Source organism: Rathayibacter sp. PhB152 (genome assembly GCF_003751395.1).
Classification (GTDB): domain Bacteria; phylum Actinomycetota; class Actinomycetes; order Actinomycetales; family Microbacteriaceae; genus Rathayibacter; species Rathayibacter festucae.
The window spans coordinates 69,009-82,847 of record NZ_RJUT01000008.1; the positions used below are offsets into that span (position 1 = coordinate 69,009).

Below are 13,839 nucleotides of genomic sequence, written 5' to 3' on the forward strand. Positions count from 1 at the left end.
CCCGGGTGAGGCTCGGCAGCTGCGCGCCGACGCTCCCCGCGAGATGCCACTTGTGAGCGCGACACGCCGCAGAAAGCGCGCACAAGTGGCATCTCGCGGAGGGGGCGGGGCGTGCTACTCCGTGGGGGGCTCGATGATCGGGAGGGCCGCGGTCATCGCCTCGATGCCGGAGAGGCGGGCGGGCGAGATGAGGCGCAGGACCTCCTCGCGCGACATCAGGCCGGCCTCGACGACGAGGTCGGCGACGTTGCGGCCGGTGGCGAGCGCCGCCTTCGCGATCGCGGCCGACGCGGTGTAGCCGATGCTCGGGGTCAGCGCGGTGACGACGCCGACGGAGGAGGCGACCATCGCCTCGAGGCGGTCGACGTTCGCGGTGATGCCGTCGATGCAGTTGATCCGCAGGGTGAGGCACGCCTGGGTCATCCAGGTGATGCTCTGCAGGAGCGAGTGCGCGATGACGGGCTCGAACGCGTTCAGCTGCAGCTGACCCGCCTCGGCGGCCATCGTCACCGTGACGTCGGCGCCCGCCACCGAGTAGGCGACCTGGTTGACCACCTCGGGGATCACCGGGTTCACCTTGCCGGGCATGATGCTCGAGCCCGCCTGGCGCGACGGCAGGTTGATCTCGCCGAAGCCGGCCTGCGGGCCGGAGGAGAGCAGGCGCAGGTCGTTGCAGATCTTCGACAGCTTGATGGCCGAGCGCTTCAGAGCGCTCGAGAACGACATGAAGACGCCGGTGTCGCTGGTGGCCTCGACGAGGTCCTGCGCCATCTCGAGGTCGAGGTCGGTGAGCTCGTTGAGGTGACGGACGGCGGCGGCGCCGTAGCGCGGGTCGGCGGTGATGCCGGTGCCGATCGCGGTGGCGCCGATGTTGACCTCGGCGAGCAGCCAGATCGTCTCGGAGAGGCGCGCGTGGTCCTCGCCGAGCGTGGTCGCGAAGCCGTGGAACTCCTGGCCGAGGGTCATCGGCACGGCGTCCTGCAGCTGGGTGCGGCCGACCTTGAGGACGCTGCCGAACTCGACGGCCTTCCGCGAGAACGCGGCCTGGAGCAGGGCGAGCTCGTCGAGCAGGCGGCGCAGCGACCAGGTCATGGCGATCTTGATCGACGTGGGGTAGACGTCGTTCGTCGACTGGCTGCGGTTCACGTCGTCGAGCGGGTGCAGGAAGGCGTAGTCGCCCTTGGGCCGCCCGGCGATCTCGAGGGCGACGTTGGCGACGACCTCGTTCGCGTTCATGTTGGTCGAGGTGCCCGCGCCGCCCTGGATCACGCCGACCACGAACTGGTCGTGGAACTCGCCGTCGATGATCCGGCGGCAGGCCTGCTCGATCAGCTCGGCCTTGGCCGGCGCAAGGCTGCCGATCTCGGTGTTCGCCCGGGCGGCGGCGAGCTTGACGGTCGCCAGGGCGCGGACCAGATCGGGGTAGATCGAGATCGGGCGCTTGGAGATCGGGAAGTTGTCCAGCGCCCGGGCGGTGTGGATGCCCCAGTAGGCGTCGGCCGGGATGTCGAGCGGGCCGAGCGAGTCGGTCTCGGTGCGGGTGTCGGCGTCCACGGGGGGTCCTTCCGGCGGGACCTGCAGGGCGGCGCCCCGCAGGCCGTTGCTCACGGGGTCGTTGCTCGCAGGGTCGATGCTCTCGGGGAGGGTGGTCGAGGCGGATGTCACGTCAGCTCCGTCGCTGTCGTCGTGCGGCCCCGAAGGGTGCAGGGGGTCCGCGAACTGCGCCGCCAGCCTACGCCGGGGCTCCGCTCCGGGCGGATCGGCGGCGTCCGGCGCAGGCTCCGGCTCGCCTCCTGCCCGCCGGACGGCCGGACGCCGGTCGGGTGGGCGGATCCACCGTCGGTCATGCCACCTCGCACGAAGCGGCCACCGAAGGACCGTGGCGCGCAAGGTGGCCCTTCTTCTCACCCCCAGAGCCGAGTGGACCGGGCCACTCTCGGAGCATCACCTCGAGATCGGATGCCCCATGCTCGCCCTGCTCCTCGTCCTCGTCCTGCTCGCCGCCGTCGCGGTTCCGCTCGCACTCGCGGTCCGGCGCGACGGCTACTCCCCCGTCGCGTTCGACCGCGCCCACGACAGCCGGGGCGGCAGGGGCTGAGACAGCGGCGCCCCGCCCGCCCGCGCTCAGTCGACGCGGTCCGGCTCCGGGATGCTCGGCGCCGCCTGCAGTCCGCCGCTCAGCGCGTAGCGCTCCTCAGGCGAGAGGACGAGGCGCTTCCTGCCCCAGACGGCGAAGCCGATCAGGATGATCACGTAGACCACGGCGATCGCGATGATCGCCGGCTGGAACGCGTCATTGAAGAGGAAGCCGAGGAAGATCAGCACGTTGATCAGCGCCGCGATCACCGCACCCGGGAGGCCCCACGGGCTGCGGTACGGCCGGCTCGCGTTCGGGAACCGGCGGCGCAGCAGCACGAAGGACACCATCTGCATGAAGTACGCGACGACCGCGCCCCAGACCGCGATGTTCAGCACGATCGCGCCCGCGACGGCGCCGGCGTTGTCCGGGTCGAGCCGGCTGAGCACGTCGACGACGACGAGGGCGACGAAGCCGATCACGGCCCCCACGGTCAGTGCGATCCACGGCGTCTGGCGCTTCCCGGTGAGCGAGAACACCCGCGGGTAGTAGCCGGCCCGGGAGAGCGAGTACATGTTGCGCCCGTAGGCGAACATGATGCCCTGCAGCGAGGCGAGCAGCCCGATCAGGGCGAAGAGGGCGAGCACGGCGGCCGCGCCGTCGCCGACCATCGCGCGGAAGCCGTCGAGCAGCGGCTCGGTCGAGACGCCCATGGCCTCGGAGCCGATCAGCGCCGTGTTGAGGAAGAGGACGAGCAGGCCGGTCACGATCAGGGTGCCGCGGGCCCAGAAGCCGGCGCGGGGGATGTCGCGGACCGGGTCGTGCGCTTCCTCGGCCGCCAGCGGCAGCTCCTCGATGCCGAGGAAGAACCACATGGCGAACGGCAGCGCGAAGAGGATCGGCAGGACGCCGTGCGGGAGGAACTCGGTCTGACCGGCGTCCGGCGCGATGTTCCACAGGCTCGACCAGTCGAGCGCCGGCGAGAGCAGGGCCATCACGGAGAAGGCCAGGAGGATCGCGATGGAGACGATCGAGACGACGATCGCGAAGCGGAACGAGATCGCCGCGCCCGCCGAGTTCAGCGCGACGAAGACGATGTAGAGGACCAGCCACCAGATCCACATCGCGCCGGAGAGGTCGAAGCCGAGCAGCTCGCTCGTCACCCCGTTCGCGTACTGCGCCGAGAAGAAGACGACCACGGCGGTGGTGGCCACGTACTCGATGGTCTCGGCCAGTCCCGTGACCAGGCCGCCCCACGGCCCCATCGCCGAGCGGGCGAAGGAGTAGGCGCCGCCGGTGTGCGGCATCGCGGCGGACATCTCGCCGATCGAGAAGATGAGGCCGTAGTACATCACCACGAGGACGGCGAAGGCGATCAGCATCCCGCCGAAGCCGGCGAAGTCGATGCCGAAGTTCCAGCCGGAGAAGTCGCCGGAGATGACGGCGGCGACCGCGAGGCCCCACAGCCCCCAGACGCCGGCGGAGCGGCGCAGGGTGCGCTTCTCGAAGTAGCCGGCCTCGGCCTCGCGATAGGTCACCCCCGCGGTGCTGGTGACGTTCGCGGAGTCGGGTCCGGACGTCGCCGGGCGCCTCGCACCCTTGCTCGTCGGAGTCTGCTTCGTCTGCTCTGCCATCGGGTCTCCTCGGCTCGGGTGGTCCGAGCATAGGGACCTCAATGGACGCTGGGAAGACCGATGGCGTTACGACGGTGTGAACGGCGCGATCCGAAGGTCCGGTGGATCGACACGCATCCCGCGCCGTCGGCGCCGGCATCACTCCCTCGGGAACAGCGGCTGTGCTTCAATGGACCCCGATCCGACCATGCGGCCTCGTCCGGCCACCCGGCGGAGCGACCCCCGGAGGCATCCCATGGCACCTGTCAGCGCCGAGAGCAGTGCCGCCGATCGACGCCGTGCCGCCGACCCCGCCCCCGTGCGCGGCATGCTCACCCTCGAGCGACTCGACACCCTCATCGAGGCGGGAGAGATCGACACGGTGATCGTCGCCTTCACCGACATGCAGGGCCGTCTCGTCGGCAAGCGGATCTCGGCGCGGCTGTTCCAGGACGACGTCGCCGCGCACGGCGCCGAGTGCTGCAACTACCTGCTCGCCGTGGACGTCGAGATGAACACCGTCGCGGGCTACGCGATCTCGAGCTGGGAGCGCGGCTACGGCGACATGAAGATGATCCCTGACCTCTCGACGCTGCGTCTCGCGCCGTGGCTGCCGGGGACCGCGCTGGTCACGGCCGATCTCACCTGGCTCGACGATGCTCCGGTCGGCGAGGCGCCGCGGCAGATCCTCCGTGCGCAGCTGGACCGCCTGGCCGAGCGCGGCCTCGAGGCGTTCGTCGCCACCGAGCTCGAGTTCATCGTGTTCGACGACTCCTACCGCGAGGCCTTCGCGAAGGGCTACCGCGGCCTCACGCCCGCCAGCGACTACAACATCGACTACGCGCTGCTCGCCTCGACCCGGATGGAGCCGCTGATGCGGGACATCCGGGTGTCGATGGAGGGCGCCGGCCTGTACTGCGAGGGCATCAAGGGCGAGTGCAACCTGGGCCAGCAGGAGATCGGCTTCCGCTACGACGCCGCCCTCGTCACCTGCGACAACCACTCGATCTACAAGTCGGGGGCGAAGGAGATCGCCGACAAGCACGGCAAGAGCCTGACCTTCATAGCCAAGTTCAACGAGCGCGAGGGCAACTCCTGCCACATCCACCTCTCGCTCCGCGGCACCGACGGCACTCCCGTCTTCGCCGACGCGGAGAGCGAGCACGGGATGTCGCCGCTCTTCCGGCACTACCTGGCCGGCCAGCTCGCCGCGATGCGCGAGTTCACCCTCTTCTTCGCGCCGAACATCAACTCCTACAAGCGCTACGTCGACGGGTCGTTCGCGCCGACCGCGGTCGCCTGGGGTCTCGACAACCGCACCTGCGCCCTGCGCGTCGTCGGCCACGGCGCCGGGATGCGCGTCGAGAACCGCGTGCCGGGAGGCGACGTCAACCAGTACCTGGCCGTCGCCGCGCTGGTCGCCGCCGGGCTGCACGGCATCGAGAACGAGCTGGAGCTCGAGGACGTCTGCACCGGCAACGCCTACGGCTCCGGAGCGCCGCGTGTCCCGACGACGCTGCGCGAGGCCGCCGACCTGTTCGAGTCCTCCGCCCTGGCCCGGGCCGCCTTCGGCGACGAGGTCGTCGACCACTACGTGAACAACGCCCGGGTGGAGCTCGCCGCCTACGACGCCGCCGTCACCGATTGGGAGAGGGTGCGCGGCTTTGAGCGGCTCTGACCTGCGGACGGACTCCGAGCAGGGTCCCGTCGCTCCGCGTCCGATCATCGGACTCACCACCTACCGCGAGCGCGCCGTCTCGGGCGTCTGGGACGTCGAGGCGTCCTTCCTGCCCGCGAACTACATCGACTCGGTGACCCGGGCCGGCGGCGTCGCCCTGCTCCTGCCGCCGCAGCCCGCCTCGGCGGAGACCGCCCGCGCCGTCGTCGAGCGCCTCGACGGGCTGATCGTCTGCGGCGGCAAGGACATCGACCCCGCCCGCTACGGGCAGGAGGCGCACCCGGAGACCGACGCCCCCCGCCCCGAGCGCGACGCCTGGGAGGACCACCTGATGACCGCCGCGCTCGAGGCCGACCTGCCGTTCCTCGGCATCTGCCGCGGCGCGCAGCTCCTCAACGTCTCGCTGGGCGGCACCCTGCACCAGCACCTGCCCGACGTCGTCGGCGACCGCCGCTACCAGGCGGGCGGCGGCGTGTTCTCGCACGTGGACGTCGCGGTCGAGCCGGAGTCACGACTGCGCGGGCTGCTCGGCGAGGACGCCGTCGTCGCGCAGGTCTACCACCACCAGGCGGTCGACCGGGTCGCGGACGGCCTCGAGGTCGCCGCGCGGACCGCCGACGGCACCATCGAGGCGCTCGAGCTGCCGGGGCGCCGCTTCGCGCTCGGCGTGCAGTGGCACCCGGAGGAGGACACCGCCGACACCCGCCTGTTCACCGGCCTGGTGGCCGCGGCACTCGCGCACCGCGCGGGCACCGGCACGGCAGACGGCTCCTCCCTCAGAACCCCGAAGGACGCACTCCGATGACCCCGCAGACGCCGACCCCGCAGACGCCGGCCCCGCCGACGCCCACTCCGCAGACGACCGTGCAGACCCTCGTCGACCCCTCGACGGGCGCCGCCTTCGACGAGGTCGCCCTCGCCGACCTCGCGAGCGTCGACGCCGCGATCGAGCGCGCGGCCGTGGCGCAACGCGGTTGGGCGGCGCTGGCCCCGCTCGACCGGGCCCGCGCCCTCCGCCGGTTCGCCGCCGCCGTGGACGGCGCGATCGAGGAGCTGGCGCAGCTCGAGACTCGGAACTCCGGCCACCCGATCACGCAGTCGCGCTGGGAGGCGGGGCACGTCCGCGACGTCCTGGAGTACTCCTCCGCCGTCCCGGAGCGCCTGCTCGGCGCGCAGATCCCGGTGGCCGGCGGGCTGGACGTGACGGTGCACGAGCCGCTCGGCGTCGTCGGCATCATCACGCCGTGGAACTTCCCGATGACGATCGCCTCCTGGGGCTTCGCGCCGGCGCTCGCCGCGGGCAACGCCGTCGTGCTGAAGCCGGCCGAGTGGACGCCGCTGACGAGCCTGCGCCTCGCCGAGCTGGCCCTCGCGTCGGGGCTGCCGGAGGGCCTCTTCCAGGTGCTGCCCGGCCGGGGCGACGTCGTCGGCGAGCGCTTCGTGACCCACCCGCTGGTCCGCAAGGTCGTCTTCACCGGATCGACGCGGGTCGGCAAGCGGGTGATGGCGGGCTGCGCCGACCAGGTGAAGCGGGTCACGCTCGAGCTCGGCGGCAAGAGCGCGAACATCGTCTTCGCCGACTCCGATCTGGAGCGCGCCGCGAGCACCGCCCCCTACGGGGTGTTCGAGAACGCCGGTCAGGACTGCTGCGCCCGCAGCCGGATCTTGGTCGAGCGGCGCGTCCTCGACCGCTTCCTCGAGCTGCTCGAGCCGGCCGTGCAGGGCGTCGTCGTCGGCGACCCGCGTGACGAGGCGACCGAGATGGGCCCGCTGGTCTCGGCCGCGCAGCACGAGCGCGTCGCCGCCTTCGTCCCGGAGGGGGCACCCGTCGCGTTCCGCGGCTCGGCGCCCGCGGGCCCCGGCTTCTGGTTCCCGCCGACCGTGCTGCTGCCCTCGAGCGGCGACCCGGTCTGGCGCGAGGAGGTCTTCGGCCCGGTCGTCTCCGTTCTCCCCTTCGAGGACGAGGCCGACGCGATCCGCCTCGCCAACGACACCGACTACGGCCTCTCCGGCTCGATCTGGACCCGCGACCTCGGCCGCGCGCTGCGGATGTCGCGGGCGGTCGAGAGCGGCAACCTGTCGGTCAACTCGCACTCCTCGGTCCGCTACTCGACCCCGTTCGGCGGCTTCAAGCAGTCCGGGCTCGGCCGCGAGCTCGGACCCGACGCGGCACTCGGCTTCACCGAGACCAAGAACATCTTCTTCGCGGCCGATTGACCCGCCCCGTTCCACCCCCGCACCCTCCCGTGAAAGGCCGCACCATGGCTCTCCCTCCCCTCGACACCACCCCGATCGACCTCACGCAGCGGCTCGCCGGCAAGGTCGCCGTCGTCACCGGCGGCGCCAGCGGGATCGGCCTCGCCACCGCGACGCGCTTCGCCCGCGAGGGAGCGCGTGTGGTGATCGCCGACGTCGACGTCGCGCGCGGCACCGAGGTGGCGGAGGCGCTCGGCGGGATGTTCGTGCGGGTCGACGTCACCAGCGAGGCGGAGGTCGACGCGCTCTTCCAGGCCGCGGTCGACGCCTACGGCTCGGTGGACATCGCCTTCAACAACGCGGGCATCTCGCCGCCCGACGACGACTCCATCGAGACGACCGAGCTGCCGGCGTGGGAGCGCGTGCAGGACGTCAACCTGAAGTCGGTCTACCTCTGCTGCCGCGCGGCACTCCGGCACATGACGAAGCAGGGCCGCGGATCCATCATCAACACGGCCTCGTTCGTGGCGGTGCTCGGCTCGGCGACGTCGCAGATCAGCTACACCGCGTCGAAGGGCGGCGTGCTCGCGATGAGCCGTGAGCTGGGCGTGCAGTTCGCGCGCCAGGGCATCCGCGTGAACGCGCTCTGCCCGGGCCCGGTGAACACCCCGCTTCTGCAGGAGCTGTTCGCGGCCGACCCGGTGCGGGCTCAGCGCCGGCTCGTGCACATCCCGGTGGGGCGCTTCGCGGAGCCGGAGGAGCTCGCCGCCGCGGTCGCGTTCCTCGCCAGCGACGACGCGTCCTTCATCACCGGGTCGACGTTCCTCGTGGACGGCGGCATCTCCTCCGCCTACGTGACCCCGGAGTGAGCACGACGTGAGCGCGGACACCGGGACGAGCGGGACGGACGACGACGCGGAGGGCCGTCCGGCGGCTCCCGCGGCGAGCGCCAGGGAGGCGATCCTGCGGCGGCTGCTCCGGAGCAACGCCTTCGAGGAGACGGTGCAGCGGCTGATGCAGACGGTGAGTCTCGGGCTCGTGGGGCCCGGCGAGCGGCTCCCCTCCGAGCGCGAGCTCGCCGCGCAGCTCGGCGTGGGGCGAGACACCCTGCGCGAGGCGATCGCCTCGCTCGCGGACGCGGGATACCTGGTGGTGCGGCGCGGCCGGTACGGCGGGGCCTTCGTGGCGGAGGAGCTGCCGGCGGCGCCGGTCGGCCGGCGCGGCTTCGACCGGGCCGAGATCGACGACGTGGTGGCGCTGCGCGAGATCCTCGAGGTGGGGGCGGCGCGGCTCGCGGCCGGCGCGGACCTGACGGCCGCCGATCGGGAGCAGCTGTTCCGGGCTCTCGCCGACGTCGAGGACGCGAGCCCCGAGGACTACCGGCGGCTCGACTCGCGGCTGCACCTGACCATCGCCGAGCTGGCCGGCGTCCCGTCGCTGCTGCCGCTCGTGGCTGAGAGCCGGACGCGGGTGAACGCCCTGCTGGACGACATCCCGCTGCTGCCGCGGAACATCGCCCACGCGGACGAGCAGCACAGGGCCCTCGTGACGGCGATCCTCACCGGTCGGGCGGCGGAGGCGGCCCGGCTGATGACCGAGCACGTGCACGCCTCCGCGGCGCTGCTGCGGGCGTTCCTGACCTGAGTCGGGAGCGGCTGGTCAGTTGACGTCGGTGCCGGTCGCGATCGCGACGAACGGCACCAGCAGGCCGAGGAAGAGCAGGGCGACGACGAAGAGCACGACGAGGCTGATCATCACCGCGTTGAGGACGATGCCCCAGATCGCGAGCGTGCGGCCGGTCGGCTCGCGGCGGAGGCCCAGGATGCCGAAGATCAGGCCGGCGACCGGCGCGATGACGGTGAGGCCGAAGAAGACCGAGGTGACGCCGAGGATGAGGCTGGTCAGCGAGAACGGGGTCGACGGGGCCGGGGCGGCGGCAATGGGCGGGACGCCGTAGGGGGCCGGGTGCTGCGCGGCGGGCCGCTCGAACGGCGGGTCCTGCTGCTCGGACTGCTGCTGCCGCGACTCCGGGGCCGGGTCGGTGAGGACGGCGGTCGAGCCGTAGACCTCGGTGGGCTGCTCGTCGGCGGAGGTGGTGCGGATGGACGTGGTGGCGGCGGTCGGGGTGGCAGCGGTCGGGGTGGTGGCGGACGGGGTGGTCTCGGCGTTCGACATGGTCGGTGCTCCTTCTGCGGGGTGCGGTGCCGGGGGCGCCCGGCGATGCCTCCACGCTACGGACGGCGCGGATCCTCCCCCATCCGGCTAACCCCCGGGCGGGAGGGGGAACCCCCCGCTCACTCCCGGGGGCCGGTGCAAGACTGGGTCGACCGGCGGCGCGCCGGGACGATCGCGAGGGAGCGGCCGCGGATGGACGACGACGAGACGCTGCGCCGCCGCCGCGACGGCCGCGGAGCCAGGGCGGTCTGGCTCGCCGGACTGTCGGCGATCGCGGGCTTCGTGATCCTCTCGCCGCTCATCTCGGTCACGGCGACGGTGCTGGCCTGGGGTGCCCGGCGTCGCGGCGGCACCCTGAGCGACCGCAACGGCGTCGTCGCCGTGAACTGGCAGCTGACCTACCTCGCGCTCCAGCTGATGCTCGTGCCCCTGCACCTTGCGCTCGTCTCGGTCCGCGACACCTGGGGCGGCGGCTGGCCCACCCTCACGATCGCGGCGATCCTCGGCCTCTTCGTGCTGAATCTCGTGCTCTGCGTCGTGCTCGGCATCCGCTCGGGCCGCGGCCGGAGCGTCCGCCTCGTCATCGCGGTGCCGTTCGTCCACTCCTCCCGGCCGGTGCGCTGAGCGCGACGCGCATGGCCCTCCGCCGGGGCTTCAGCAATTGAGCGCGCCGCCCAGGATTCCGAAGATCAAGCCTCCAGTCGCCGTGACGACCGCTCCCGCCCCGGTGATCGCACCGCCCAAGCCCCCGAGCACGGCGGCATTGACGCCCGATTTCGCCACACAGTGACCCCACTCCTTCGAGGTCCAGTCGCTCGAGAGAGTCCCAGCCACCGCGCCTCCAGCAAGGGCTCGCTGAACCTCTGACGGCTTGAAGTGGAAGGTCATCGTGTCCGCGTCGTCGACGGTCCAGCTGCCGCTCACGGTCCGCCCGTTGCCGGCGCCGATCCTGGTGGGCAGGGCCTCCGAGGTGACGCTTCCATCGGTGATGCGGACCCGGCCGTCCTTCGACGTCACCGGTCTGGCTCCGCCGCCGACGTCGAAGGTGATGGTCGAGGCGGTCGTGCGCTTCACCGTCAGCTCGACATGTCCCCTGGACTGCACCTGCGCCGGTGCTTCCACCGCGGCGGTTGCCGCGGCGAAGGGGGCTCCGCCGAGGGTCGCCACGCAGACAGCCGCCACGGTCAGTGTCATTCGAATGCTCTTCATTGAGTACCTTCCTGGATTTCGTCATCGGCGCTGACTGCGCCAGAGGGTGAGCACTGCACGGCAGATGAAATACGAGATCGCGATGGAAGCGGTATTGATCACCACTGTCCACGGGTCGATCGCTCCGGTTGCTTGGGAGATGGCGCCGCCGCACCACGATCCGACGAAGGCGATCACGCAGAATCCCCACGGTGTGCGTGTTCCCCATATCGGGGCTCGCTTCTGCTCGTCTTTCGGCTGCTCTGCCTCACCCATCTGAGAACCATACTGAAATGGTGACAACGGCTACGGCCTCAGGACCGATTTCGCGAGGTTGGCGCGCGATCACGCCTCTCTCGGAGTCCGCTCGCCCGAACCGGTGGAGCGATCGCAACGGCGTCGTCGCCGGGGCCGGCAGCTGAGCCACCTCGTGCTCTGCGTCGTGCTCGGCATCCGCTCGGGTCGCGGGCGGAGCGTCCGCCTCGTCATCGCGGTGCCGTTCGTCCGCTCCTCCCGGCCGGTGCGCTGAGCGCGACTCGACGTCCTGTTCCGCGGCGTCGACCGCGGCCTCCGTCGGTCGTCCTGCTCAGCGCCGGCGGTGCCGGAGGAAGAGCACCAGCCGGCTGATGAGGAGGGTGGTCACGACGGAGACGCAGATCGATGCCATGTTCATCGGATCGGCCACACCGGCGGCCCGGGCGACGGCGCCGCCGATGGTCATTCCGACGAACAGGATCGCGAGGAAGCCCCACGGGGTGTGCTCCCCGTACAGCGACCTCCGGTTCTGCCGGGTACTCGAGTGCTCTGGCTCCGTCATCTGCACACCATACGCACATGGTCATCGAGGCGAGGCCTGTCGGCAGCGATCGCGGCAGGATGGCGCAGGACGCGGGCTCGTCGCGGTCCGAGGGTCCGACACCGGCTCGCAGGTCCGGACACCGCGGAGCGCGAAGGAGCAGGCGTCCGCGGGATGGCAGGGTGGTCGGGTGACGCCGATCGCCTTCCCCCCGCCCGTGTCCGTGGTCGCCGACGACGGGACGCGGATCGCGACGTACGCGCTCGGCGACGAGGGGGCGCCGACCGTGCTGGCCGTGCACGGGTTCGCGTCGAACTCGGTGCTGAACTGGGAGACGGCGGGCTGGCTGCGGACGCTGAACCGCGCCGGGTACCGGGTGGTCGCGCTCGACCAGCGCGGGCACGGCGCCAGCGAGAAGCCGCATCGCGCCGGCGCGTACGGGGTCGACCTGATGGTCGCCGACATCGTGCGGGTCATCGAGACCTACGACCTGATCGCTCCGCACTACCTCGGCTACTCGCTCGGCGCGCGGATGGGCTGGGTGCTCGGGATGGAGCATCCGGAGCTGCTCGAGACGCTCAGCCTCGGCGGGCTCACGGTGGGCGAGCCGCTGCGGCACTTCGATGCGGCGGCGGCGCGTGCGCGGGTGGCGGACGGCGGCGAGATCGACGACCGCTTCACGCGCGCGTTCATCGGCATGGCGGAGGGCGTCGCCGGGAACGACCTGGCCGCCCTGGTGGCCGTGGCCGACGGGGTGCGCGGCGGGGCGCATCCGGAGCTCGGCGCGCATCCCGAGCTGCCGACGCTGATGGTGACGGGCGGGGCCGACCCGATCGCGCCCGGCGGGGCGAGGCTGGCGGAGGAGGCGGGCGCGCGCTTCGTCAGCGTCCCGGGCCGCGATCACACGAGCACGGTGCCGGCGCGGGCGTTCAAGGACGCGGTGCTGGCGTTCCTGGCGGAGCACGCCTGACGCCGGGGTGCGATCCGCAGGCGATCCCGGCGGGAGCGCGCTCTCGTCCGCGCGGAGGCGCCGGCGGAGCGCCGGATCACCTGCAGATCGGACGGAACTGCCCATGGAGGCGCGCGGCGTAGCATCGCGGGATGCTTGCGATCCGCGTCGAGAACCCCGGCCCCGACTCCCGCCTCGTGCTCGAGGAGACCGCCACCCCCTCCCCCGGACCCGGCGAGGTGCTGCTCCGCGTGGCCGCCGCGGGCGTGAACCGCGCCGACCTCGGCCAGCGCGCCGGTGTGTACCCGCCGCCGGCCGGAGCGTCGGAGATCCTCGGCATGGAGGTGTCCGGGACCGTCGTCGGCCTCGGCGAGGGCGTCACGACGGTCGCGCAGGGCGACGAGGTCTGCGCGCTGCTCTCCGGCGGCGGCTACGCCGAGCACGTCGTCGTCGACGCGGGGCTGCTGCTGCCGGTGCCGGAGGGCGTCGACCTGATCTCGGCCGCCGCGCTGCCCGAGACGACCGCGACCGTCTGGTCCAACCTGGTCCTCGTCGCCGGGCTCCGCGCCGGCGAGACCGTGCTGATCCACGGCGGCGGCAGCGGGATCGGCACCACCGCGATCCAGATCGCCGCGGCGATCGGCGCCCGGGTCGCCGTGACGGCCGGCAGCCCGCGGAAGCTCGACGCCTGCCGGGCGCTCGGCGCGGACATCCTGATCGACTACCGCGAGCAGGACTTCGTCGAGCGGATCGCTGCCGAGACGGACCGCGGGGTCGACGTGATCCTGGATCCGGTCGGCGGCGACTACCTCGCCCGCGACGTCGAGGCGCTCGCGCTCGGCGGCCGCGTCGTCTTCATCGGCAACCAGTCCGGCGCGCAGGGCTCCCTCGACATCGGGACGCTGATGCGCAAGCGCGCGGCGGTGCATGCCACGACGCTCCGCGCCCGGCCGCTGGAGGAGCGGTGCGCGATCGTCGCCGCGGTGCGCGAGAGCGTCTGGCCGCTCGTCGCGGACGGGACCGTGCGGCCGGTGGTCGACGAGGTGATCCCGCTGGCCGAGGCCGAGCGGGCGCACGAGCGGATGACCGCCTCCGGGCACATCGGCAAGCTGCTGCTCACCCCGTGACGGGGAACTGACGACACAGCATCAGCCGAGAGGCCCCGTC

Annotated in this window: 15 protein-coding genes; 9 read left to right on the plus strand and 6 right to left on the minus strand. The window is 72.2% G+C overall.

Annotated features, from left to right (window positions below; all coding sequences use genetic code 11):
- Positions 1 to 114: 114 nt before the first annotated feature.
- A complete protein-coding gene (locus EDF36_RS17525; protein ID WP_243840041.1) occupies positions 115 to 1,554 on the minus strand; it encodes an aspartate ammonia-lyase in 1,440 nt (479 codons plus the stop codon).
- Positions 1,555 to 1,966: 412 nt separating this feature from the next.
- Between EDF36_RS17525 and EDF36_RS21900 the strand changes: the two genes are divergently transcribed.
- Complete coding sequence (locus EDF36_RS21900) at positions 1,967 to 2,098, plus strand: hypothetical protein (protein WP_260300772.1); 132 nt, start codon at positions 1,967 to 1,969, stop codon at positions 2,096 to 2,098.
- Positions 2,099 to 2,124: 26 nt separating this feature from the next.
- Here EDF36_RS21900 and EDF36_RS17530 read toward each other — a convergent pair whose 3' ends face one another.
- Positions 2,125 to 3,711, minus strand: a complete 1,587-nt coding sequence (locus EDF36_RS17530) for an amino acid permease (protein ID WP_123733976.1) — start codon at positions 3,709 to 3,711, stop codon at positions 2,125 to 2,127.
- A gap of 307 nt (positions 3,712 to 4,018) precedes the next feature.
- Here EDF36_RS17530 and EDF36_RS17535 point away from each other — a divergent pair, with 307 nt between their 5' ends.
- Genes EDF36_RS17535 through EDF36_RS17555 form a run of 5 tightly spaced genes read left to right on the plus strand, consistent with a single transcriptional unit; the run spans position 4,019 to position 9,208 of the window.
- The gene (locus tag EDF36_RS17535) at positions 4,019 to 5,368 is read left to right on the plus strand and encodes a glutamine synthetase family protein (protein ID WP_123734094.1); all 1,350 of its coding nucleotides are present in this window, start codon (positions 4,019 to 4,021) and stop codon (positions 5,366 to 5,368) included.
- A complete protein-coding gene (locus tag EDF36_RS17540) occupies positions 5,355 to 6,173 on the plus strand; it encodes a gamma-glutamyl-gamma-aminobutyrate hydrolase family protein (protein WP_243840034.1) in 819 nt (272 codons plus the stop codon). The genes EDF36_RS17535 and EDF36_RS17540 overlap by 14 nt, the downstream gene beginning before the upstream one ends.
- The gene (locus EDF36_RS17545) at positions 6,170 to 7,585 is read left to right on the plus strand and encodes an aldehyde dehydrogenase (RefSeq protein ID WP_123733977.1); all 1,416 of its coding nucleotides are present in this window, start codon (positions 6,170 to 6,172) and stop codon (positions 7,583 to 7,585) included. The genes EDF36_RS17540 and EDF36_RS17545 overlap by 4 nt, the downstream gene beginning before the upstream one ends.
- A 44-nt stretch (positions 7,586 to 7,629) precedes the next feature.
- A complete protein-coding gene (locus EDF36_RS17550) occupies positions 7,630 to 8,433 on the plus strand; it encodes a 3-oxoacyl-ACP reductase (RefSeq protein ID WP_123447921.1) in 804 nt (267 codons plus the stop codon).
- A 7-nt stretch (positions 8,434 to 8,440) separates the two neighbouring features.
- Positions 8,441 to 9,208 carry a FadR/GntR family transcriptional regulator gene (locus EDF36_RS17555; RefSeq protein ID WP_260300773.1) on the plus strand — a complete coding sequence of 256 codons (768 nt, stop codon included), beginning with the start codon at positions 8,441 to 8,443 and terminating at the stop codon, positions 9,206 to 9,208.
- A 15-nt stretch (positions 9,209 to 9,223) separates the two neighbouring features.
- Here the strand turns inward: EDF36_RS17555 and EDF36_RS21905 are convergent, their stop codons facing one another.
- A complete protein-coding gene (locus EDF36_RS21905; RefSeq protein ID WP_243840033.1) occupies positions 9,224 to 9,739 on the minus strand; it encodes a DUF4190 domain-containing protein in 516 nt (171 codons plus the stop codon).
- A 192-nt stretch (positions 9,740 to 9,931) separates the two neighbouring features.
- On the opposite strand from EDF36_RS21905, the gene EDF36_RS21400 reads away from it, so the two are divergent.
- Positions 9,932 to 10,363: a DUF4870 domain-containing protein gene (locus EDF36_RS21400; RefSeq protein ID WP_185020533.1), complete on the plus strand. Its 432-nt coding sequence runs from the start codon at positions 9,932 to 9,934 to the stop codon at positions 10,361 to 10,363.
- Between the two features lie 30 nt (positions 10,364 to 10,393).
- Here the strand turns inward: EDF36_RS21400 and EDF36_RS17570 are convergent, their stop codons facing one another.
- The 3 genes from EDF36_RS17570 to EDF36_RS21410 all read right to left on the minus strand — a co-directional run bounded on the left by EDF36_RS17570 (position 10,394) and on the right by EDF36_RS21410 (position 11,744).
- The gene (locus EDF36_RS17570) at positions 10,394 to 10,948 is read right to left on the minus strand and encodes a hypothetical protein (RefSeq protein WP_123705011.1); all 555 of its coding nucleotides are present in this window, start codon (positions 10,946 to 10,948) and stop codon (positions 10,394 to 10,396) included.
- Positions 10,949 to 10,969: 21 nt separating this feature from the next.
- Positions 10,970 to 11,125, minus strand: coding sequence for a hypothetical protein (locus EDF36_RS21405; RefSeq protein ID WP_185020534.1), 156 nt, complete (start codon positions 11,123 to 11,125; stop codon positions 10,970 to 10,972).
- A gap of 388 nt (positions 11,126 to 11,513) precedes the next feature.
- The gene (locus EDF36_RS21410) at positions 11,514 to 11,744 is read right to left on the minus strand and encodes a hypothetical protein (protein ID WP_185020535.1); all 231 of its coding nucleotides are present in this window, start codon (positions 11,742 to 11,744) and stop codon (positions 11,514 to 11,516) included.
- Positions 11,745 to 11,913: 169 nt separating this feature from the next.
- Here EDF36_RS21410 and EDF36_RS17575 point away from each other — a divergent pair, with 169 nt between their 5' ends.
- Together EDF36_RS17575 and EDF36_RS17580 are read left to right on the plus strand one after the other, a co-directional pair.
- The gene (locus EDF36_RS17575) at positions 11,914 to 12,693 is read left to right on the plus strand and encodes an alpha/beta fold hydrolase (protein WP_185020536.1); all 780 of its coding nucleotides are present in this window, start codon (positions 11,914 to 11,916) and stop codon (positions 12,691 to 12,693) included.
- Between the two features lie 131 nt (positions 12,694 to 12,824).
- A complete protein-coding gene (locus EDF36_RS17580) occupies positions 12,825 to 13,799 on the plus strand; it encodes an NAD(P)H-quinone oxidoreductase (protein ID WP_123733980.1) in 975 nt (324 codons plus the stop codon).
- Positions 13,800 to 13,839: the final 40 nt, after the last annotated feature.

Coding starts and splice junctions, on each gene's coding strand:
- EDF36_RS17535 (WP_123734094.1), top strand. CDS start 4,019: ATGCTCACCCTCGAGCGACTCGACACCCTCATCGAGGCGGGAGAGATC.
- EDF36_RS21400 (WP_185020533.1), top strand. CDS start 9,932: ATGGACGACGACGAGACGCTGCGCCGCCGCCGCGACGGCCGCGGAGCC.
- EDF36_RS17570 (WP_123705011.1), bottom strand. CDS start 10,948: ATGAAGAGCATTCGAATGACACTGACCGTGGCGGCTGTCTGCGTGGCG.
- EDF36_RS21410 (WP_185020535.1), bottom strand. CDS start 11,744: ATGACGGAGCCAGAGCACTCGAGTACCCGGCAGAACCGGAGGTCGCTG.
- EDF36_RS21900 (WP_260300772.1), top strand. CDS start 1,967: ATGCTCGCCCTGCTCCTCGTCCTCGTCCTGCTCGCCGCCGTCGCGGTT.
- EDF36_RS21905 (WP_243840033.1), bottom strand. CDS start 9,739: ATGTCGAACGCCGAGACCACCCCGTCCGCCACCACCCCGACCGCTGCC.
- EDF36_RS17530 (WP_123733976.1), bottom strand. CDS start 3,711: ATGGCAGAGCAGACGAAGCAGACTCCGACGAGCAAGGGTGCGAGGCGC.
- EDF36_RS17545 (WP_123733977.1), top strand. CDS start 6,170: ATGACCCCGCAGACGCCGACCCCGCAGACGCCGGCCCCGCCGACGCCC.
- EDF36_RS17550 (WP_123447921.1), top strand. CDS start 7,630: ATGGCTCTCCCTCCCCTCGACACCACCCCGATCGACCTCACGCAGCGG.
- EDF36_RS17580 (WP_123733980.1), top strand. CDS start 12,825: ATGCTTGCGATCCGCGTCGAGAACCCCGGCCCCGACTCCCGCCTCGTG.